General features: G+C 73.1%; 17 protein-coding genes. 7 read left to right on the forward strand and 10 right to left on the reverse strand.

Translation table 11 applies throughout. The annotated features are described in order from the left end of the window. Positions 1-125: 125 nt before the first annotated feature. From AB0G52_RS10005 to AB0G52_RS10030, 6 genes are all read right to left on the reverse strand, one after another. Positions 126-1,586, reverse strand: a complete 1,461-nt coding sequence (locus AB0G52_RS10005; protein WP_361335489.1) for an aldehyde dehydrogenase family protein — start codon at positions 1,584-1,586, stop codon at positions 126-128. After that, a complete protein-coding gene (locus AB0G52_RS10010; protein WP_361335492.1) occupies positions 1,583-3,313 on the reverse strand; it encodes a D-aminoacylase in 1,731 nt (576 codons plus the stop codon). The genes AB0G52_RS10005 and AB0G52_RS10010 overlap by 4 nt, the downstream gene beginning before the upstream one ends. A 117-nt stretch (positions 3,314-3,430) precedes the next feature. Then, positions 3,431-4,549 carry an LLM class flavin-dependent oxidoreductase gene (locus tag AB0G52_RS10015; protein ID WP_132891593.1) on the reverse strand — a complete coding sequence of 373 codons (1,119 nt, stop codon included), beginning with the start codon at positions 4,547-4,549 and terminating at the stop codon, positions 3,431-3,433. Positions 4,550-4,637: 88 nt separating this feature from the next. Next, a complete protein-coding gene (locus tag AB0G52_RS10020) occupies positions 4,638-5,408 on the reverse strand; it encodes an SDR family oxidoreductase (protein WP_132891594.1) in 771 nt (256 codons plus the stop codon). 12 nt (positions 5,409-5,420) lie between these two features. Then, positions 5,421-6,356 carry an LLM class F420-dependent oxidoreductase gene (locus AB0G52_RS10025; RefSeq protein WP_361335495.1) on the reverse strand — a complete coding sequence of 312 codons (936 nt, stop codon included), beginning with the start codon at positions 6,354-6,356 and terminating at the stop codon, positions 5,421-5,423. Next, positions 6,338-7,582 carry an amidohydrolase family protein gene (locus AB0G52_RS10030; protein ID WP_361335498.1) on the reverse strand — a complete coding sequence of 415 codons (1,245 nt, stop codon included), beginning with the start codon at positions 7,580-7,582 and terminating at the stop codon, positions 6,338-6,340. Before AB0G52_RS10030 ends, AB0G52_RS10025 begins: the two co-directional genes overlap by 19 nt. A gap of 255 nt (positions 7,583-7,837) precedes the next feature. Between AB0G52_RS10030 and AB0G52_RS10035 the strand changes: the two genes are divergently transcribed. Together AB0G52_RS10035 and AB0G52_RS10040 are read left to right on the forward strand one after the other, a co-directional pair. Continuing rightward, positions 7,838-10,789 (forward strand): BTAD domain-containing putative transcriptional regulator, encoded by a 2,952-nt coding sequence (locus AB0G52_RS10035; RefSeq protein WP_361335501.1) that lies wholly within the window; start codon positions 7,838-7,840, stop codon positions 10,787-10,789. Positions 10,790-11,022: 233 nt separating this feature from the next. Further along, on the forward strand, positions 11,023-11,238 hold the full coding sequence (locus tag AB0G52_RS10040) for a hypothetical protein (protein WP_132891597.1): 216 nt from the start codon (positions 11,023-11,025) through the stop codon (positions 11,236-11,238). Positions 11,239-11,329: 91 nt separating this feature from the next. On the opposite strand, the gene AB0G52_RS10045 is transcribed toward AB0G52_RS10040, so the two are convergent. After that, on the reverse strand, positions 11,330-12,916 hold the full coding sequence (locus AB0G52_RS10045; protein WP_361335505.1) for a FadD3 family acyl-CoA ligase: 1,587 nt from the start codon (positions 12,914-12,916) through the stop codon (positions 11,330-11,332). Positions 12,917-13,010: 94 nt separating this feature from the next. Here AB0G52_RS10045 and AB0G52_RS10050 point away from each other — a divergent pair, with 94 nt between their 5' ends. Genes AB0G52_RS10050 through AB0G52_RS10060 form a run of 3 tightly spaced genes read left to right on the forward strand, consistent with a single transcriptional unit; the run spans position 13,011 to position 15,359 of the window. Further along, entirely contained in the window at positions 13,011-14,174 is a 1,164-nt protein-coding gene (locus tag AB0G52_RS10050) for a lipid-transfer protein (protein ID WP_361335508.1), read from the forward strand. A 1-nt stretch (position 14,175) separates the two neighbouring features. After that, on the forward strand, positions 14,176-14,589 hold the full coding sequence (locus AB0G52_RS10055; RefSeq protein ID WP_132891599.1) for an OB-fold domain-containing protein: 414 nt from the start codon (positions 14,176-14,178) through the stop codon (positions 14,587-14,589). Beyond that, positions 14,586-15,359 (forward strand): enoyl-CoA hydratase/isomerase family protein, encoded by a 774-nt coding sequence (locus AB0G52_RS10060; RefSeq protein ID WP_361335511.1) that lies wholly within the window; start codon positions 14,586-14,588, stop codon positions 15,357-15,359. Before AB0G52_RS10055 ends, AB0G52_RS10060 begins: the two co-directional genes overlap by 4 nt. Positions 15,360-15,543: 184 nt before the next feature. Here the strand turns inward: AB0G52_RS10060 and AB0G52_RS10065 are convergent, their stop codons facing one another. Continuing rightward, positions 15,544-17,886, reverse strand: coding sequence for a PQQ-binding-like beta-propeller repeat protein (locus AB0G52_RS10065; RefSeq protein ID WP_361335514.1), 2,343 nt, complete (start codon positions 17,884-17,886; stop codon positions 15,544-15,546). 198 nt (positions 17,887-18,084) lie between these two features. Beyond that, positions 18,085-18,807: a VOC family protein gene (locus tag AB0G52_RS10070; protein ID WP_361335517.1), complete on the reverse strand. Its 723-nt coding sequence runs from the start codon at positions 18,805-18,807 to the stop codon at positions 18,085-18,087. 167 nt (positions 18,808-18,974) lie between these two features. Here AB0G52_RS10070 and AB0G52_RS10075 point away from each other — a divergent pair, with 167 nt between their 5' ends. Continuing rightward, positions 18,975-19,622: a TetR family transcriptional regulator gene (locus AB0G52_RS10075; RefSeq protein ID WP_358974076.1), complete on the forward strand. Its 648-nt coding sequence runs from the start codon at positions 18,975-18,977 to the stop codon at positions 19,620-19,622. 66 nt (positions 19,623-19,688) lie between these two features. Here AB0G52_RS10075 and AB0G52_RS10080 read toward each other — a convergent pair whose 3' ends face one another. Further along, the gene (locus AB0G52_RS10080) at positions 19,689-20,141 is read right to left on the reverse strand and encodes an Lrp/AsnC family transcriptional regulator (protein WP_093501654.1); all 453 of its coding nucleotides are present in this window, start codon (positions 20,139-20,141) and stop codon (positions 19,689-19,691) included. Positions 20,142-20,223: 82 nt separating this feature from the next. Here AB0G52_RS10080 and AB0G52_RS10085 point away from each other — a divergent pair, with 82 nt between their 5' ends. Next, positions 20,224-20,844: a LysE family translocator gene (locus tag AB0G52_RS10085; protein WP_361335521.1), complete on the forward strand. Its 621-nt coding sequence runs from the start codon at positions 20,224-20,226 to the stop codon at positions 20,842-20,844. Positions 20,845-20,850: the final 6 nt, after the last annotated feature.

Consider the following 20,850-nt stretch of genomic DNA (forward strand, 5'->3'; position numbering starts at 1 on the left):
CAGCCGTCCCCCCTGTGCCCCGGACGCTACGGACCCGTTCCCGCCCGTGCGGCCACTTTCACGATCTCTGCCCGCCGAGGACACCTCCCCGAGCCCGAAGGGGCAGGTGACCGGCCGGTAACACCTCATCCGGGCCAGACGATCGCCTGCACCTCGCTGTAGGCGTGCAGCGCGTACGAGCCCACGTCCCGGCCCACCCCGCTCTTCTTGAACCCGCCGAACGGCGCCTCCATGTTCCGGCCCACCGTGTTGATGCCGACCCCGCCCGCCCGCAGCCGCCGCGCCACCCGGAAGGCCCGCGCCACGTCCCCCGACCAGACGTAGTCGATGAGGCCGTAGTCGGAGTCGTTGGCGAGGGCGATGCCCTCCTCCTCGTCGTCGAAGGGGACCACGGAGACGACCGGGCCGAAGATCTCCTCACGGGCCGCCCGCATGTCGTTGGTGCAGTCGGCGAGGAGGGTGGGGGCGACATAGAACCCGCGGTCCAGACAGGGGCGTTCGCCACCGGCCAACACCGTCGCCCCCTCCTTGCGGGCGAGTTCGACGTACGACTCGACGCGCGCCCGGTGCTCGGAGGTGATCACCGGCCCCACCACGGTGCCGGGTCGCGCCGGGTCCCCGACCGGCAACCGGCGCGCGTACGCCGCCAGTTCGGTCACCAGCCGGTCGTACAGGCCGCGTTGCACGAGCACCCGCGTCGGCGCCGTGCAGATCTGCCCGCTGTAGAAGGAGTAGGTGGTGCCGATCCCGGCGACGGCCGAGCCGACGTCCGCGTCGTCGAAGACCACCGCCGCGCCCTTGCCGCCCAGCTCCATCAGCTGCCGTTTCATGTCCCGCCCGCACACCTCGGCGATGCGCTGCCCGACGGCCGTGGACCCGGTGAAGCTGACCATGTCGACGTCCGGGGAGGCGACGGCCGCCTCGCCGACCCCGGTGGACCGCCCGGAGACCACGTTCAGCACGCCCGGCGGGGCGCCCGCCGCCTCCAGCGCCTCCGCCATCCGGTAGACGGACAGGGGGTCCTGCGGGGCCGGTTTCACCACCACCGTGTTGCCCATCGCCAGCGCCGGCGCGACCTTGCCCGCCGGATTGGCCCACGGGTTGTTGTACGACGTGATGCAGCTGACCACGCCGACCGGCTGCCGTACGGCCAGCGCGCCCATCACCCCGGCCTTCCCCATCGGCCCGGCCTCGTTGATCTGCGGTGCGATCGCCCACTCGGCGGGCTCCACGGTGGCGTACCGCCGGAACCGGGCCGCGGCCACCCCCACCTGCATCGCCCGCGCCGTCCCGGTGGTCGCCCCGGTCTCCGCCCGCGCCAGCTCCGTGTACGGCCCCAGCCGCCCCCGGACGATGTCGGCGGCCCGGCCCAGCACCGCCGCCCGCTCCCCCGCCGGCGTCCGCGACCACGCCCCGAACGCCTCCCGGGCCGCCGCGCAGGCCGCCAGCACCTGCTCCTCGGAGGCCTCGGGAGCCCAGCCGACGGTCTCCTCGGTCGCCGGGTCGACGACCGGGTAGTGCCCGGCGTCCGGCTCGACCCAGGCGCCCCCGACGAACAGCCGCTGCCCCTCGGCCGCCGTGCTCACCGGGTGCTCACCGTCCTGGTGTCCCGTCCGGACCGCAGCACCTTCCCCGGTACGGCACCGCTCACCACGTCGTCGCGGATGGCCTCGACGCCGTTGACCCACACCGCCCGCACCCCGATCGCCCTGGAGTCCAGGCGCGGGCTGTCCCCCGGCAGGTCGTGCACCAGGGTGGCCTGTCCCGCGGCGATCCGCTCCGGGTCGAAGAGCACCAGGTCCGCGTGCCAGCCCTCCGCGATCCGCCCGCGTTCGCGCAGCCCGAAGAGCCGGGCGGGGTCGTCGGTCAGCATCTTCACGGCCTGTTCGAGACCGAGCAGCTTCCGGCCGCGCAGGCAGTCCCCGAGGAACCGGGTGGTGTACGGCGCCCCGCACATCCGGTCCAGGTGGGCCCCGGCGTCGGACCCGCCGAGCAGGACGTCCTCGTGCTGCCAGGTCTCGGCGCGCAGCGCCCAGGAGGCGGGGTCGTTGTCGGTGGGCATGGGCCACAGGACGGTCCGCAGGTCGTCGGCGGCGCAGATCTCCACCAGGGTGTGGAAGGGTTCCTGGCCGCGCTCCCGGGCGATGTCCCCCACCACCCGGCCGGTGAGCCCGGCGTTCGCCTCGCTGTAGGTGTCCCCGATGACGTACCGCCCGAAGTTCGCGAGCCGCCGGAACACCCCGGCCTCCTTGGACCCGGCCCGCGCCAGCATCTCCGCCCGCACCGCGGGATCCCGCAGCTTCTCGATCCGTGCCGGGACCGGCAGCCCCAGGATCGGGCCCCAGCCGGGGATGAGGTTCAGCGCGCAGAAGGTCCCCAGCGACATGTTCATCGGCGTGAGGATGGGCATGGTCAGCGCCACCACCCGGCCGCCCGCCTTCCGTGCCCGCTCGCCGGCCCGGAGCTGCCGGGGCACCCGTTCCGGCACGGCCGCGTCCACCGTCAGCACGTTCCAGTTCAGGGGCCGCCCGGCCACCGCGCTCATCTCGGCGAACAACTCGATCTCGGCGTCGCTGAACTGGTCCAGGCACCCGGCGACGATCGCCTCGATCTGCGTCCCCTCGTGCTCGCCCACCGCCTTGGCGAGGGCCAGCAGTTCGGCGGGGCGGGCATGCCGGGAGGCGACGGGCTGCCCGTCCCCGTCCGAGTGGGTGCTGGACTGGGTGGTGGAGAAACCCCACGCTCCCGCGTCCATCGCCTCGTGCGCCAGCCGCACGATCTCGGCCAGTTGCTCCGCGCTGGGCTGCCCGCCGACCGCGTCGGGACCCATCACGTACCGCCGCAGCGCACAGTGCCCCACCATGAAACCGGCGTTGACGGCGATCCGCCCGTCGAGCGCGTCCAGGTACTCCCCGAAGGAGTTCCAGCTCCAGGGCGCCCCTTCCTCCAGCGCGACCAGGGACATGCCCTCGACCTTGGACATCATGCGCCGGGTGTAGTCGGCGTCGCCGGGGCGGGCGGGGTTGAGGGGTGCGAGGGTGAAGCCGCAGTTCCCGGCGGCGACGGTGGTCACCCCGTGGTTGAGGGAGGGGGTGGCGTACGGGTCCCAGAACAGCTGCGCGTCGTAGTGCGTGTGGGGATCGACGAAGCCGGGGGCGAGGACGAGCCCGGCGGCGTCCTCACTGCTACGGGATTCCTCGGCGACCGTGCCCACGGTGGCGATCCGGCCGTCGCGGATACCGACGTCGGCGACGAAAGCGGGCGCGCCGGTGCCGTCGACAACCGTCGCCCCTTTGATGACGTGATCGAGCATGGGGTGACTCCTTGAGTCCGTGAGGCATGCCTACTTAGGGGCGCGGGGCTGTATCGATGTGCGGCTCCGCCGCGTGGGCGCGACCAGCCACAACGCACCCGCACCCCGCGACGGCGACTACGCGGCACCCCGGAATCGGGTCGTCCGGTGCACCGGATCCGTGTCGATCTTCGGGATCACGTGCTCCCCGATCAGCCGGATCGTCTGCAACGTCTCCTCCTTCGGCACCCCCACCGGCAGCCCGAAGCTCAACTGGTCGGCCCCGGCCTGCTCCCACCGCTTGCACTGCCGCAGCACCTCGTCGGGGTCGCCGCAGATCAGCAACTCCTCCTCGACCAGCAGCTCCACGAACTCCGGGGTGTACTCGGGCAGCGTCTCCGGCCACTCCGGGAACCCCTCGGGCCGCGGGAACGTGTCGTGGTACCGGAACACCAGCGAGGGCAGGTAGTGCAGCCCGCCGGACGCCGCGATCCGGATCGCCTCGTCGTGCGTGGGCGCGCAGATCGCGGTCGTCGTCACCATCACGTTGTCGTTGACGAAGTCCCCCACCGGCTCGGCGTTCACGATCGCCGTCTTGTACTGCTCCAGCACCCACTCCATGTCGGAGACCTTCTGGATGCTGAACCCGAGCACCCCCAGCCCCTTCCTCGCGGCCATGGCGTACGACGGCGGGGACCCGGCCGCGTACCACATCGCCGGGTGGGACTTCCCGTACGGCTTGGGCAGCACCTTGCGCGGCGGCAGCTGCCAGTGCTTGCCCTGGAAGCCGGGGTACTCGTCCTGGAGCCACATCTTGGGGAACTCGGCGATCGTCTCCTCCCAGATCTCCTTGGTGTAGTTCATGTCGGTGACGCCCGGTATGAACCCGAGGATCTCGTGGGAGCCGGCGCCGCGTCCGCTGCCGAACTCGAAGCGGTTGCCGGTGAGGTGGTCGAGCATGGCGACCTTCTCGGCGACCTTCACGGGGTGGTTGACCTGGGCGAGGGGGTTGAAGATCCCGGAGCCGAGGTGGATCCGCTCGGTGGCGTGGGCCAGGTACCCCAGGTACACGTCGTTCGCGGACAGGTGCGAGTACTCCTCCAGGAAGTGGTGTTCGGAGGCCCAGGCGTACTTGAAGCCGGACTTGTCCGCCTGGATGACGTACTCGGTCTCCTCCATCAGTGCCTTGTGCTCGGCCAGCGGGTCGGTCTCGGCTCGCTTGCCCACGTATCCCTGTACAAAGAGCCCGAATTCCAAGGCGGTTCACCGTCCCCAGTTCAGGTGGTCCCTATGAGTCCTACGACTTTCTGACGTCGCGTCAGAAAGGTCAATAGCTGACGGTACGTCAGATGACGCTGACCCCGGCCAGCCATCCCCCGTCGATCACGAACGGCTGCCCGGTGATGTACGACGAGTCGTCCGAGGTCAGGAACAGCGCCAGCCGGGCCACCTCCTCGGGCCGCCCGATCCGCCCCAGCGGCACGAGCTTGCGGTACAGCTCGTCCAGGGCGCGGCTCATCTCCGCCGGGTCCGCGTCCGGGTCCAGCCGCGCCGGGTTGGACATCGGGGTGTCGATGGCGCCGGGGCAGATCGCGTTGACGCGGATCCCCCGGTCGGCGAGTTCCAGGGCGGCGACCCGGGTGAGGCCGAGCACCGCGTGTTTGGTCGCCGCGTACGTGCCCACCGCCGCCATCCCGGTCAGCGCGGTGTACGACGCGGTGTTGACGATGGTCCCGCCGTCGGCCAGCTCCGGCGCCACCGTCTTCATGCCGAGGAAGCAGCCGACCTGGTTGACCTGCACGACCTGCATGAACTCGTCCAAGGGCGTGTCCACGAGGGCGTTGAAGCGCAGGATGCCCGCGTTGTTCACCAGCCCGTCGAGGCGGCCGTACGCCTTCTTCGCGGCGGCGACGGCGGCCCCCCACTCCTGCTCCACGCCGACGTCGAGGTGGACGTAGGCGGCCCCGATCTCCTTGGCGAGCGCCTCACCCTGGTCGTCCAGCACGTCGGCCACGACCACCCGCGCGCCCTCCGCCACGAAGAGCCGCGCCTCCTGCTCACCCTGTCCGCGCGCCGCCCCGGTGACGATGACGACCCGCCCGTCCAGCTTGCCCATGCCACGCACTCCTCAGGTCAGGTGGGGCGCGACCTCGGCCCCGAACGCGGTGATCTGGTCGACGAGTTCGGTGCGGCCCCGGCTGCGGAACCGCACCTGGATCTGGTCCACGCCCATCGCGCCGTACGCCCGCAGCGACTCGGCGAGGGCCTCGGGGGCGCCGCTGAGGGTGCGGCGGCCGACGTCCCAGCCGGGCGTGCCGACGTACAGCGGCTCGGTGATCGCGCCGACCGTCAGCGGCCCTGTCGCTCCGGCGTCCTCGCGCAGCCGCCGCAGCCGGTCGATCTGGGCCGGGAGGCGGTCCCTCGGGTCGCCCTGCGGCAGCCAGCCGTCGCCCTTGAGCGCGGCCCGCCGCACGGCCGCCGGCGAGGACCCGCCGACCCACACCGGTATCCGCCGCTGGGCGGGGCGGGGTCGCTGGCCGAGTTCCTCGAAGTCGTAGAACTTCCCGTGGTGGACCGGGAACTCGTCCGCCCCCAGCGCCGCCCGCAGCGCGTCGATCGTCTCGTCGAGCACCGCGCCCCGCCGCCGGAAGTCCACCCCGAGCACCTCGAACTCCTCCCGTACGTGCCCGGCCCCGACCCCGAGGATCAGCCGGCCGCCGGAGAGGTGGTCGAGGGTCGCGTACTGCTTGGCGGAGAGCAGGGGATGGCGCAGCGCGACGACGGCGACATGGCTGAGCAGGCGGACCCGCTCGGTCACGGCGGCGAGGTGGGCGAGGGTGGCGACGGGGTCGTACCAGACCGTGCTCATCGCCGGGGCCAGCCGGCGCGGGATCGCCACGTGGTCGCAGACGGCGAGGTAGGCGAAGCCGGCCCGGTCCACGGCCCGCGCGATCTCGACGAGGTCGGCGGCGCCCGCCCCGGCCTCCCAGCGCTCCGCGTACATCGTGGACTGGGACTGGACCGGGAGCTGGATGCCGTAGTCGGTCACCGCGGACCGCCCCACAGACCCTCCGGGGTCAGTCCCAGCAGGTCGATGGCGTTGCCGCGGACGATCCGCTCCACCACCTCCGGTGCGAGGTGACCCATCTGCGCCTCGCCGACCTCCCTCGACTTCGGCCAGGTGGAGTCGGAGTGCGGGTAGTCGGTCTCGTACAGGACGTTGCCGAGGCCGATCGCGTCGAGGTTCCTCAGGCCGAAGGCGTCGTCGAAGAAGCAGCCGTAGACGTGGTCGGCGAAGAGTTCGGAAGGCGGCCGGGTGACCTTGTCGGCGACCCCACCCCAGGCCCGGTTCTCCTCCCAGACCACGTCGGCGCGTTCCAGGATGTAGGGGATCCACCCGATCTGGCCCTCGGCGTACATCACCTTCAGGTGGGGGAAGCGTTCGAACTTGCCGCTCATCAGCCAGTCGACCATCGAGAAGCAGCAGTTGGCGAAGGTGATGGTGGAGCCGACGGCGGGCGGTGCGTCCTCGGAGGTGGAGGGCATCCGGCTGCTGGAGCCGATGTGCATGGCGACGACCGTGCCGGTCTCGTCGCAGGCGGCGAGGAAGGGGTCCCAGGCGTCGGTGTGGACGGAGGGCAGCCCGAGGTGCGGGGGTATCTCGGAGAAGGCGACGGCGCGCACCCCGCGGGCCGCGTTGCGGCGGACCTCGGCGGCCGCCAGTTCGGCGTCCCAGAGCGGGATGAGGATCAGGGGTATCAGGCGGCCCTGGGCGAGCGGGCCGCACCACTCCTCCACCATCCAGTCGTTGTAGGCCCGCACGCACAGCAGCGCCAGCTCGCGGTCGGCGGCCTCGGTGAAGGTCTGCCCGCAGAAGCGCGGGAAGGTGGGGAAGCAGAGGGCGGACTGGACGTGGTTGACGTCCATGTCGGCGAGCCGCTGCTGCACGTCGTAGGAGCCCGCGCGCATCTGGTCGTACGTGATCACTTCGAGCTTGATCTCGTCGCGGGAGTAGCCGACGGCGGTGTCGAGGCGGGTGAGGGGGCGGTGCAGGTCCTCGTAGATCCACCAGTCGCCGACCGGGCCGTCCTCGCCCGGCGCGCCCATCACGGGCTTGAACCGGCCGCCGAGGAAGCTCATCTCCCGCAGCGGGGCACGGACGATGCGCGGCCCGGTGTCCAGGTACTTCTTCGGGAGGCGGGACTGCCAGACGTCCGGCGGCTCCACGGTGTGGTCGTCGACGGAGATGATCAGCGGGAGGGTGCCGTCCTGGATGTCGTCACTGTCCATGGCGCTCACGGTAGCGCCGATCTGACGAACCGTCAGCTGTCGTGATGACGGTTCGTCAGCTGTACGCGACGGCGAACTGGCCGCTCCGGGAAGAACCGTTCCGTCGGGAAACCGGCCCGCTCACGGGGGCCGTCGTCATGTGAACACTCTGTGGACCACCGCGTGTCGCCCTGTGATCGGCGTCTCGCCCGGCTGACGCAACCCGGCTGAACAAGGCAAACTGACGGGGTGAGTCGGGTCTCTGGGGGGACGGGCATGGACGGTGGACCGCGGGTACCGGAGCAGCGGCGCCCCTCCTCCGCGGCGGAGGCGGCGGCGTTGCGCTTCAGCGTGCTCGGTCCGGTGCGCGCCTGGCGGGCGGAGGAGCCGCTCAACACCGGCTCCCCGCAGCAACGCGCACTGCTCGCCGCCCTGTTGCTGCGCGAGGGCCGGACGGCGACCGCGGCCGAGCTGATCGACGCGCTGTGGGGTCCCGAGCCGCCCTCGCAGGCGCTGGCGGCGGTCCGCACGTACGCCTCCCGGCTGCGCAAGGTCCTGGACCCCGGGGTCCTGGTCAGCGAGTCCGGCGGGTACGCGGTGCGCGGGCTCGGCGAGGGCGCCCTGGACCTGGCCACCGTGCAGGACCTGGCGGCGGAGGCGGAGAAGGCGAAGAGCGCCGGGGACCTGCGCCGGGCCCGGGACGTCCTGAACCGGGCGCTGGCCCGGTGGGACGGCGAACCGCTGGCGGGCGTCCCCGGCCCGTACGCCGACGCCCAGCGGGCCCGCCTGGAGGAGTGGCGCCTGCAACTGCTGGAGTCGCGGCTGGAGATGGACCTGGAGCAGGGCTGCCACGCGGAGGCGGTGTCGGAGCTGACGGCGCTGACCGCCGCGCACCCGCTCCGCGAGCGGCTCCGCGAACTCCTCATGCTCGCCCTGTACCGCAGCGGCCGGCAGGCCGAGGCGCTCGCCGTGTACGCCGACACCCGCCGTCTGCTCGCCGAGGAACTCGGCGTGGACCCGCGGCCCGGCCTGCGCGAGCTGCAGCAGCGGATCCTCCAGGCCGACCCGGCCCTCGCGGAGCCCTCCGCCCCCGCGGCCGAGCCGCCCGCCGCCGCGGTGCGCCCCGCCCAGCTCCCGGCGACCGTGCCCGACTTCACCGGGCGCTCCGCCTTCGTCGCCGAGCTGAGCGAGGTGCTGGCCTCGGCGGAGGGCCGGGTGATGGCCGTGTCCGCGCTGGCGGGCATCGGGGGCGTCGGCAAGACCACCCTCGCCGTGCACGTGGCCCACCAGGCGCGGGCGGCCTTCCCGGACGGCCAGCTGTATGTCGACCTCCAGGGCGCCGGGGCACAGGCGGCGGACCCGGAGACGGTCCTCGGCTCCTTCCTGCGCGCCCTCGGCACGCCGGGCTCCGCCATCCCCGACTCCCTCGACGACCGGGCGGCGCTGTACCGCTCGGTCCTGGACGGCCGCCGGGTGCTCGTCCTGCTGGACAACGCGAGGGACGCGGCCCAGGTACGCCCGCTGCTGCCCGGTACGGAGGGCTGCGCGGCCCTGGTCACCTCCCGGGTCCGGATGGTCGACCTGGCCGGGGCGCACCTGGTCGACCTGGACGTGATGTCCCCCGAGGAGGCGCTCCAGCTCTTCACGAGGATCGTCGGCGAGGAGCGGGTGGCCGCGGAGCGCGAGGCGGCCCTGGACGTCGTGGCGGCCTGCGGGTTCCTCCCGCTCGCGATCCGGATCGCGGCGTCGCGCCTCGCGTCGCGCCGCACCTGGACGGTGTCGGTGCTGGCGGCGAAGCTCGCCGACGAACGCCGCCGGCTCGACGAGCTCCAGGCCGGTGACCTCGCGGTGAAGGCGACCTTCGAGCTGGGCTACGGCCAACTGGAACCGGCCCAGGCCCGCGCCTTCCGGCTGCTCGGCCTGGCCGACGGCCCGGACATCTCCCTGGCCGCGGCGGCGGCGGTCCTCGACCTCCCGGCGGAGGACACCGAGGACCTCCTGGAGGCCCTGGTCGACACCTCCCTGCTGGAGTCGGCGGCACCGGGCCGCTACCGCTTCCACGACCTGGTCCGGCTCTACGCCCGCGCATGCGCGGAACGCGACGAGCAGCCACCGGGCGAGCGCGAGGCGGCGACGTCCCGCCTGCTGGACTTCTACCTGGCGACGGTGGCCGGGGTGTACGCGAGCGACCGGCCCGGCGACCGGCTGGTGGACCACCTGGAGGCCACCGCGTACCCGGGGCTGGCCTTCCAGGACCGCCACCGGGCGCAGGACTGGCTCTACGCGGAGGCGATGTGCCTGCTGGCCTGCGTCCGCCAGTCGACGGCGCCGGGGCTGCTGCGGCGGGCCGTGGACCTGCTGTGGGCGGCCGTCGACCTGACGGAGTCGGGGCTGAACTCCCGGGAGTACGAGACGACGGCCACCTGCGTGCGGGACGCGGCGCGTGCCGCGGCGGACGTGCGGGCGGAGGGCCGCGCCCTGGTCACGCTGGCCAACGGCCACCATCTGATCGGCCGTTTCGAGCTGGCGAACGAGCAGGCGAGCGAGGCGGTCCGGCTGTCGGCCCTGGCGGACGACCCACTGCCCGGCTGCTGGGCGTCGAACATGCTCGGCATCATCGCGATCTACCACAACCGGCTGGAGGACGGCGAGGCCCACCTCACCCGCGCCATCGACAGTTTCCGCGCCTGCGGGGACGAGCCCGGTGAGGCCAGCGCGCTCTGCAACCTCTCCCGGATCCGGCTGTCCATGGGGCAGACCGCGAGCGCGGTCCGGCTCGCCCAGCAGGGGACGGAGATGTACGACGCCATGGGGCACGCCCTGAAGGGCGCCAACGGCCGCTACGCACTGGGTCTCGCGCTCACCAAGGCCGGGCAGTACGAGCAGGCCGCCGAGCGTCTCCAGGAGGCGCTCGAGGTGTTCCGGGACTGCCGGATGCGGCTGTGGGAGGGGATGTCCCTGTTCCGGCTCGCCGAACTCGACCTGGCGGCCGAGCAGCCGGCCCAGGCCGCGACCAACGCCGAGTCCGCCCTCACCCTGCTGCGCGGCATCGGCGGGGAATGGCGGCGCGGCAACGTGCTGACGGTGCTCGGCCAGGCCCTGAGCCGGATCGGGCAGTCCGGCCGGGCGACGGTCTGCTGGCGCGACGCCCTGGCCATCTTCGAGGGGCTCGGGGCGGCCGAGGCCGAGGAGGTCAGGGCCCTGCTCAAGGCGGGCGCCGTCGCCTGAGCGGGGTCTTCGCCGGCGGGCCGGGGTCCGGCCCGCCGGGGCGTTCATCATTCGTTTATCGCGTGACGGCACTCTCGTCGTGTCGATCCGTCGCGTCGGGGGGCAGACGGTTCGGCCGGAGGTCGCGCCCTTAAGGTGTAGCGGCCCGGACGCGTCCGCCCGGCGGCCCTACGGGGGAGTCGCCGGGCGGGCGTTCCTGCCCACAGCGTCAGAAACATCCAGGGGAGCGAACGATGAGCGACGAGACGAAGACCGCCGAGGCCGGCGCGGCGACCGCCGAGGACGCCGAGATCACCACGCTGAACAGTCACGCCACCAGCGAGCCGCTGAACGTCACGACGCTGAACAGCCACGCCACCAGCGAGCCGCTGAACGGCACCGTCCTCGCGGCGGACGCGGACACCACCGTCACGCCGGACAACTCGCACGCCACGGACCAGAAGGCCTGACGAAGGACCACACCCGGACGGGGACGGCCGCGGCGGCGCGGAGGGGGAGCCGCCGCGGCCGAGGTGTGCCGTGGGGGAGGCGCGCCTCGCGTCATCCGGTGCCGGTGACGGGCCGGCCCCTCAGTTCGCCCTTGAGCACCTTGCCGCTCGCGTTGCGCGGCAGGTCGTGGACGAAGTCGACCGATCTCGGCACCTTGTAGTTCGCCATCTCGCGGCGGGCCCAGGCGATCAGGTCGTCGGCGGTCAGGGGGGCGTCCGGGCGGCGGACCACGAAGGCCTTGCCGACCTCGCCGAGGCGGGCGTCGGGTACGCCGATCACCGCCACGTCGGCGACGTCCGGGTGCAGGGCGAGCAGTTGCTCTATCTCCGCCGGGTAGGCGTTGAAGCCGCCGACGATGAACATGTCCTTCAGGCGGTCGGTGATGCGGAGGTTGCCCGCCGCGTCCAGGACCCCGACGTCCCCCGTGCGCAGCCAGCCGTCCGGGGTCAGGGTGGCGGCCGTGGCCGCCGGGTCCTCGTAGTAGCCGCGCATCACGTTGAAGCCGCGGACCAGCACCTCCCCGGCCTCGTCCACCCGTACCTCGGTCCCGGGTATGGCCCGGCCGGAGGTCGACGCGATCACCGCCGGGTCGTCGCCCCGGCGGCACATGGTGACGATCCCGCTCGCCTCCGAGAGGCCGTAGGCGGTGAGGACCGTCTCGACGCCGAGTTCCCCGCGCAGGCGCTCGACGAGCCGCAGGGGTACAACGGCCGCTCCCGTCACCACCAGCCGCAGCGCGGACAGGTCGTGGGTGTCGCGCGCCGGGTGGTCCAGGAGGGACTGGTGCAGGGTCGGCGGCCCGGGGAGCACCGACACCCGCTCCGTCGCCACGTTCGCCAGGACCGCCGCCACGTCGAACACCGGCTGCGGGATCATCGTGGCGCCGCGCATCAGGCAGGCGATCACGCCCGCCTTGTAGCCGAAGGTGTGGAAGAAGGGGTTGACGATGAGGTAGCGGTCGTCGGCGCGCAGCCCTGCCAGGTCCGCCCACACCTCGTAGGCGCGCAGGGTCTGCGCATGCGTGATCATCGCGCCCTTGGGGCGGCCGGTGGTCCCCGAGGTGAAGACGATGTCGGAGAGGCAGTCGCCGTCCAGCCCGGCCGACCTGGCCGCCACCTCGCCGGCCCCGACGCCCTCCCCGGCCGCCAGGAAGTCCTTCCAGGTGCGGAAGTCGGCGGGCGCGTCCTCCGCCAGCACCACCACGTCCCGCAGCTCCGGCAGGCCGGGCAGCGGACCGGGCCCGGCCCCCTCCCCCGCCGCCCTGCGCAGCGACGCCACGTACGAGGTGCCGAGGAAGGTGCCCGTCACGAACAGCAGCCGGGCCCCGCTCCGGCGCAGCACGTCCGCCGCCTCGGCGCCCTTGAAGCGGGTGTTCAGCGGGACCAGCACCCCGCCCGCCGACACCGCGCCCAGCGCCGCGACGATCCACTCCAGGGAGTTCGGCGCCCAGACGCCCACCCGGTCGCCCGTCCCGACGCCCGCGGCCATGCAGGCGGCCGCCGCCCGTTCCACCCGGGCGCCCAGCTCGGCGTAGCCGATCCGGGTCCGGCCGTCCACCACCGCCTCGGCGTCCCCGTACCGCCGCGCCGCCGACCGCACCAGTCCCGGAACGGTCCCCCACTCCATGTCACCGCGCACCACGGCCTCCCGTACGCATAGCTGACTGTCCGTCAGATTAGCGGTAGCCTGACGGCCTGTCAGCAAGCCGCGACAGCCGTGGAGGTGCGGGCACATGGCCGGTCTCAGGGACATCAAGGACGCCACCGCCATCGTCGGGATCGGGCAGACCCGCTTCGCCAAACGGCTCGACGAGGACGAGCGGACCCTCGCCTGCCGGGCCGTCCTCGCCGCCCTCGACGACGCCGGCATCGACCCCGGCGAGGTCGACGCCCTCGCCTCCTTCACCATGGAGGAGACGGACGAGGTGGAGCTGGCGAAGGCGGTCGGCTTCGGCGACCTGACCTACTTCGGCAAGGTGGGGTACGGGGGCGGCGGCTCCTGCGCCACGGTCGCGCACCTCGCCGCCGCGATCGCGAGCGGGCAGGCGACGGTCGGGGTCGCCTGGCGGTCCCGCAAGCGCGGCTCGGGCCCCCGCCCCTGGACCAACACCACCGTCCAGCTCCCCACCCCGGCCCAGTGGACCCGGCCCTTCGGCCTGCTCCGGCCCGCCGACGAGATAGCCATGCTCACCCGCCGCTACCTGCACGAGTACGGCGCCACCCGCGACCACCTCTTCAACGTCGCCCTCGCCTGCCGCAACCGCGCCAACCAGAACCCCGCCGCGATCATGTACGACCGCCCGCTCACCCGCGAGATGTACATGACCTCCCGCTGGATCAGCGAGCCCCTGTGCCTCTTCGACAACTGCCTGGAGACGGACGGCGCGCTGGCCTGCGTGGTCGTCTCCCGGGAGCGGGCGCGGGACTGCGCCAAGGTCCCCGTCTACGTCCACGCCGCCGCCCAGGGCCTGCCCGCCCAGCACCACGGCATGGTCAACTACTGGAACGACGACCCCCTCACCGGCCCCGCCTGGACCGCCGCCCGGCACCTGTGGAAGCACGCCGACCTCACCCCCGAGGACGTGGACGTCGCCCAGATCTACGACGCGTTCACCGCCCTCGTCCCGCTCTCCCTGGAGGGGTACGGGTTCTGCGGGCGGGGAGAGGGCGGGGCGTTCACGGAGGGGGGCGCCCTGGAGATCGGCGGCCGGCTGCCGCTCAACACCGGCGGCGGCGGCCTCAGCGAGGCCTACGTGCACGGTTTCAACCTCATCACCGAGGGCGTGAAGCAGCTGCGCGGCACCAGTACCGCGCAGGTCCCCGGCGCCGTCAGCTGCCTGGTCACCGCCGGTGAAGGGGTCCCGACCTCCGCCCTCCTCCTCACCAACCGGAGCTGAGATGCTGCGACCGGTCACCGACACCGACGGCGCCCCCTTCTGGGAGTACGCGGCGCGCGGCGAACTGCGCGTCCAGGCCTGCGCCGACTGCCACGAACCCCGGTTCCCGCCCCGCCCGTGCTGCCCGCACTGCCGGTCCTTCGCGAGCGAGTGGCGGCCGACGAGCGGCCGCGGCCGGATCTGGTCGTACGTCGTCCCGCACCCGCCGCTGCTGCCGGACTACGCCGCGCAGGCGCCGTACAACGTCGTGGTGGTCGAGCTGGACGACGCGCCCCGGGTGCGGCTGGTGGGCAACGTGGTCAGCGGGGCCGGAGCGCCTCTCAACTCGGTCTCCCCGGACCGGATCCGGATCGGCGCCCGGGTGCAGGCGGTCTTCGCGGACGGTCTGCCGCAGTGGGTCCTGGAGCGGCCGTGACCCTGCGCGTCGCGACCGACAAGGAGACCGGGGTCGCCGTCGTCACCCTGGACCGCCCCGGGAGGCTCAACGCCATCGACCTGCCGACCGCCGCCGAACTGACCGTCACCTGGCGGACCTTGCGCTTCGACGACGCGGTACGGGCCGTCGTCCTCACCGGGGCGGGGGGCCGGGCCTTCAGCACCGGTCTCGACCGGGACGCGGTGGTGCCGCAGCCCTCGTCGCCGTACAGCCAGGACGATCCGCTGCTCGCGATCGGGCCGAAGACGAACGACCTGTGGAAGCCGGTGGTCGCGGCGGTCGCCGGGATGGCCTGCGGGGGCGCCTTCTACCTGCTGGGCGAGTGCGACTTCGTGATCGCCGACGAGACGGCGACCTTCTTCGACCCGCACACCTCCTACGGCATGGTCAGCGCGTACGAGTCGGTGCTGATGGCCCAGCGGATGCCGTACGGGGAGGTGGCGCGGATGGTGCTGATGGGCAACGCCGAGCGGGTCTCCGCGCGGCGGGCGTACGAGGTGGGGCTGGTGTCCGAAGTGACGGGCGCCGGAGGGGCGTTGGACGCCGCCGTGCGGTGCGCGACCGTGATCGCCGGGTATCCGACGGAAGGGGTGCAGGGGAGCGTGCGGGCGCTGTGGGCGGCGAAGGGGGCGGCACGGGAGCGGGGGTTCGCGGCGGCGCCGCACCTCATCACGCTGGGGAACCTGCCGGACGAGCGGCAGGCGGAGCTGTTCGGGGGGCGGTCGCGCAGCGCCCCGCACATCCGGTGAGCGCCAGGGCCGCCCAAAGGGGAGCGGCTCTGTGCCGTCGGGCGGCCGCGGGTGAGTCGTGGCTGGTCGCGCAGTTCCCCGCGCCCCTGAAAGCAGGGCAGCTGCAGTGCGCCCCCTTCAGGGGCGGGGAACTGCGCGATCAGCCCCCGCGCACCCGCAGCCGCCCCCGACCGGAGGCACCCCCTCACGCCGTGCGTGCCGTCCCCGTCCCCTTCTCCGCGTCCAACGCGTACACGCACCTGTCCTTGCTGCACGCGTACACGACCCCGTCGCGCACCACCGGCGACCCGGTGATCTCGCCCCCGGTGGCCAGCTTCCAGCGCAACCGCCCGTCGTCGGCCTTCAGGGTGTACAGGAGGTGGTCGGTGGAGCCGAAGTGGATCCGCCCCTCGGCCACCGCCGGGGCACCCACCACGTCGCCGCCCGCCTGGAAGCGCCACTTGGGCGTCCCGGTGACCGCGTCCAGCGTGTACAGCCCCTTGCCGCTGCCGACGTGCACGTGGCCGGCGGCCACCAGCACCGGCTCGATCGACGCACGGGCCTCGGTGGCGATGCGCCAGCGGTCGCGCCCGTCGGTGGCGTCGAGGGCGTAGACGGTGCCGAGGTAGTCGGCGAGGTAGATGCCCCCGCCGGTGACCGCCGGTCCCGGCACGAACGTCGGCGGGGAGAGGAACACCGCCGGTGCCTCGAAGTGCCAGCGCACCCGCCCCGTGGCGGTGTCGACGGCGATGACACGGGTGCCCGCGCAGGCGTACACGAAGCCGTCGTCGGCGTGGGTGAGCCGGACCGGGACGCCGCCGCAGGAGGCCGCGTCGCCGATGGGGTACGACCAGCGTTCGTCGCCGGTACGGGCGTCCAGCGCGCGCAGCCTCGCGTCCTGCCAGACGAAGACCGTGCCGTCGTACAGGGAGGGCCCGGACTCGGGGGTCTCGAAGTCGGTCTGGGCGCCGGACAGCTCCCAGAGCTTCTGCCCGTTGGAGGCCTCCCAGGCCTGGACCCCGCCGCCCCGGGTGCCGGTGACCAGGGTGCCGCGGTCGGCCTTGAGGGAGTACACCCAGGCGTCGGTGGACAGCCGCCACAGGTCGCCGCCCTCACGGGCCTCCAGGGCGAACAGGGTGGGGCCGTCGGAGGCGTGGATACGGCCGTCGGCGACCGCCATGGACCAGGCGACGTCCCGGGTCTTGAAGCGGCGGCGGCCGGTGGCGACGTCGAGGGCGTGCACCTCGAAGGAGGTGACGTAGACGAGGTCGCCGTCGACGGAGGGGGTGCCCCAGACGTCGTTGGACATCCGGAACCGCCAGGGCCGCCAGCCGGACGCCGTCTCCGGGGGCTGGACGGGCACGGGCGGGACGACGGGGTCGACGCCGTTGACGCCGGGGCCGGGGCGGGACCAGCTGGCCACCAGACCGGCCTCGGGCGGGGGCGCCTTGACGGCGGCGGCACGGGCGTCGGCGACGCGCGGGCCCGGTCCGATGGGGACCTGGGCGCCGGCCAGCCGGACCGGGCCGGCGTCGGGTGCGCCGACCGGCACGGGCGCGGGGACCGCCGGGTCGTACGACGGTGGCGGCGGGAGGGCCGGACGGCCGCCGCTGCGGGCGCCGGACGGGTGCGCGGAGGGTTTCACGGCGGGGCGGCCGCCGCGGCGGGACTCGATCAGCGCGACCGCCTTCTCGGGCAGCCAGGCCGACGCCGTACCGCTGTCGTCGGAGCCGGAGCCGAACAGGTGGGGCGCCAGCTGGGCCTGGAGGTCGGCCGGGTTGGGGCGGGCGGCGGCCTCCATCTGCATGCAGGACTCGATGAGCGGGCGCAGCTCGTCCGGGAGGCCTTCGAGGTCCGGGCCCTCGCGCAGCAGCATGAAGACGGTCTCGACCGGGTTGGCGCCGTGGAAGGGCGGGTGGCCGGTGGCGGCGAAGACCAGCATGGAGCCGAGCGAGAAGACGTCGCTGGCGCCGGTGACGCTGCGGGAGTCCTTGGCCTGCTCCGGGGACATGTAGGCGGGGGTGCCGACGGCGACGTTCGTCATGGTCAGGCGGGTGTTGGAGACACCGGAGGCGATACCGAAGTCGATCACTCGCGGGCCGTCCTCCACCACGAGGACGTTGGAGGGCTTGAGGTCGCGGTGGACCAGTCCGGCGCCGTGGATCGACTGGAGCGCCTCGGCGACGCCCGCGGCGAGCCAGCGCACGGCCTGGGCCGGCAGCGGCCCGCAGTCGTTCACTATCTCTTCGAGCGAGGGCGCCGGCACGTAGGCGGTGGCGAGCCACGGCACGGCGGCGCGCGGATCGGCGTCGACGACGGCCGCCGTGTAGAAACCGGAGACCGCGCGGGCCGCCTCCACCTCGCGGGTGAAGCGGACCCGGAACAGCTGGTCCTCGGCGAGCTCGGTCCGGACCGTCTTGATCGCCACGCGCCGGCCGGACGCCGAGCGCGCCAGATAGACCAGCCCCATGCCGCCGGCCCCCAGCCGTCCCAGCACCTCGAACGGCCCGATCCGCCGCGGATCGTGCTGCGTCAGCTGATCCACCACTTGCCTGCCACCTCCCCGTACGGGCCCCGTCACCCACATATGTACGCGACCCCGTGCAGCGTCTCACCACCGCACCGCCATGGCGGCACGCACCCCGATTCTTCCTGGCCCGGCCACAGGTTGCGAACCCGGTGACCAGTCGGGGTGTCTCATGACAAAGTGAGACATTTGCCCACCGAAAGCCGCCTTCCGGTGGCCTCAGCGTTGCAGCAGCGCGAAGGACGCCCCCTGATTGTCGGTCACGACGGCCACTTTCCCGTACGACGTCTCGAAGGGCGGCGCCTGGACCCGGCCGCCGAGCCGCCGGACCGCCTCGGCCGCGGCCTCCACGTCCCCGGTGCGGAAGTGCACGACGAACTGGGCCGGCATCCCGGCCGCGAACACCTCGGTCACCGGGGCGCGGCCGAAGTCCGGGTCGGCGCCCGCGCCGAAGAGGGCGTCGTGGAAGACCTGGGCGTAGAAGGTGTCGGCGGCGCCGGTGTCGGTGGTGTAGAGCTGCGCCCAGGCGAAGCTGCCCGGGGCGTGCCGCAGGCCGAAACCGGCGTGGGCGGCCGCCTGCCAGACACCGAAGACGGCCCCCTGTGAATCGGTGACCAGCGCGGCGGTGCCGAGCTCGCGGACGGGGGCCGGGGCCGTCACGACCTGTCCGCCGGCCACCAGGATGCGCCGGCACAGGCCCGCCGCGTCGGGGGTGGCGAAGTAGACCGTCCAGACGGTGGGCATCCGGCCGTCCCGCTTCCGCGCGAGCCGTGCCACGTCCGCACCGGCCAGCCGGGCCCACGCGGAACCGTTCCCGGCGTCCGCGAACGTCCACCCGAAGAGGTCACCGTAGAACCGCTTGCCCGCCTCGACGTCGGGAAGCTGCACGTCCACCCAGCACGGCACGCCCTCCGGGAATTCGGCTGCCCTGTTTTCGGCCATGTCGTCAAAGTAACCGTCCGGCCCGCGCCGCGCAGACCAGCCGCACCCACCCGGAGTGACCGGGGCATTCCCGTCCGTTTTCCTTCCGGACAGGCCCCCATACACCCGCGCACCCCATTTGCAGTCGGCCGAATCGCGCTCCGATCACCCCTCGGTAAGCTGACGGCATGACAGGACAAGTGCGTACCGTCGACGGCCGCGTGGCCGGTCGGCGTGGGCAGGCGACCCGGCAGAAGCTGCTCGACTGCCTCAGCGAGATGCTCAGCTCCTCCCCTTACCGGGACGTCAAGGTCATCGATGTCGCCCGGAGGGCGGGGACTTCGCCCGCGACCTTTTACCAGTACTTCCCGGACGTCGAAGGCGCCGTCCTGGAGATCGCCGAGCAGATGGCCACCGAGGGCGGCCAGTTGACGGAACTGCTGGCGGGGCGCTCCTGGGTCGGCAAGGCCGGCTGGGCGACCGCGCAGGAACTCGTCGACGGGTTCCTGGAGTTCTGGCGCAAGAACGAGGCGATCCTGCGCGTGGTCGACCTCGGGGCCGCCGAAGGGGACAAACGGTTCTACAAGATCCGTATGAAGATCCTGAACTCGGTGAACAACTCCCTGGCTGACTCCGTCGCGGAGTTGCAGTCCAAGGGGCGGGTCGACAAGGACGTGAACCCGGCCGCGGTGGCCGGTTCGCTGGTCGCGATGCTCGCGGCCGTCGCCTCGCACCAGAAGGGTTTCCAGAGCTGGGGTGTGAAGCAGGCCGAACTCAAGCCGAACCTGGCGCTGTTGGTGCACCTGGGCGTGACCGGGAAGAAGCCCACGAAGTAACACCCGCGCGGAGTCCTGTCTGGCAGGCGGTGGTTCACACACAGCGGTGAACCACCGCCTGTCGCCCTACGCGGGCAGCGGCCGGTCGCGTACCACGTGCTTCATCACCAGGGTCGAGGTGAGGCGCTGCACCCCCGGCAGGGTCGCGAGCCGTTCGTCGTAGAGCCGCTGGAAGGCGGCGAGGTCGGCGGTGGCCACCCGCAGCAGGTAGTCCGGTTCACCGAACAGCCGCTGCGCGTCCAGTACATGGGGGATCTCGGCGAGCGCCCGCTCGAAGTCGGCGACCGTGTCCCGGTCCTCCTGCCGCATCGACACGAAGACCAGCGCCTCGAAGGTCAGTCCCACCGCGGCCGGGTCCACCACCGCCCGGTAGCCGCTGATCGCCCCCGACCGCTCCAGCTCGCGCAGCCGGCGGTGGCAGGGCGAGACACTCAGCCGCACCCGTCCGGCCAGCTCCGTCACGGTCAGCCGGCCGTCCTGCTGGAGCTCGGCAAGGATTTTCCGGTCCACGTCGTCCATGGGGCAGATTCTCCCTGAGAACCGCTGGTCAGACGCAAACTTCGACAACACTTTCGGGCCGAACGCGCCTAATGTCCCCTGCATGGACACCGCACCCCTGCTCTCCTTCCTCGCCGTCGACCTGCTGCTGGTCTGCGTGCCCGGCGCCGACTGGGCGTACGTGATCGCCGCGGGCGTGCGCGGCCGCTCGGTCGCGCGGGCGGTGGCGGGGCTGGTGGCGGGGTACGCGCTGCACACGGTGCTGGCGGTCGCGGGGCTCGCGGTGCTGGTGGCGGGTTCACCGCGGCTCCTGACCGCGCTCACGGCGGCGGGCGCCGGCTACCTGCTGTGGCTGGGCTGGGGCGTACTGCGCCACCCGGCGGTGCCGCAGGAGGCGGGGGGCGGGGCGGACGGCGAGCGGGACCTCGGGGGCTTCTGGCGGGGGGTGGCGATCAGTGGGCTCAATCCCAAGGGGCTGCTGCTCTACCTCTCCGTGCTCCCGCAGTTCCTGGTGACCGAGGGGGCCCACGCCCCGGTCGCCGTCCAGACGGCCGTGCTCGGCGCCCTGCACATGGCCTGCTGCGCCGCCGTCTACCTGACCGTCGGCGCCCTGGCCCGCCGCCTGCTCACCGCCCGCCCCGGCGCGGCCCGCGCGGTCACCCGCACCTCGGGCGCGGCCATGCTGGGCATCGGCACCCTCCTCCTCGCCCAGCACGCCCTGTGACCCCAC

The sequence above is a fragment of the Streptomyces sp. NPDC021562 genome (genome assembly GCF_040640875.1).
GTDB lineage: Bacteria > Actinomycetota > Actinomycetes > Streptomycetales > Streptomycetaceae > Streptomyces.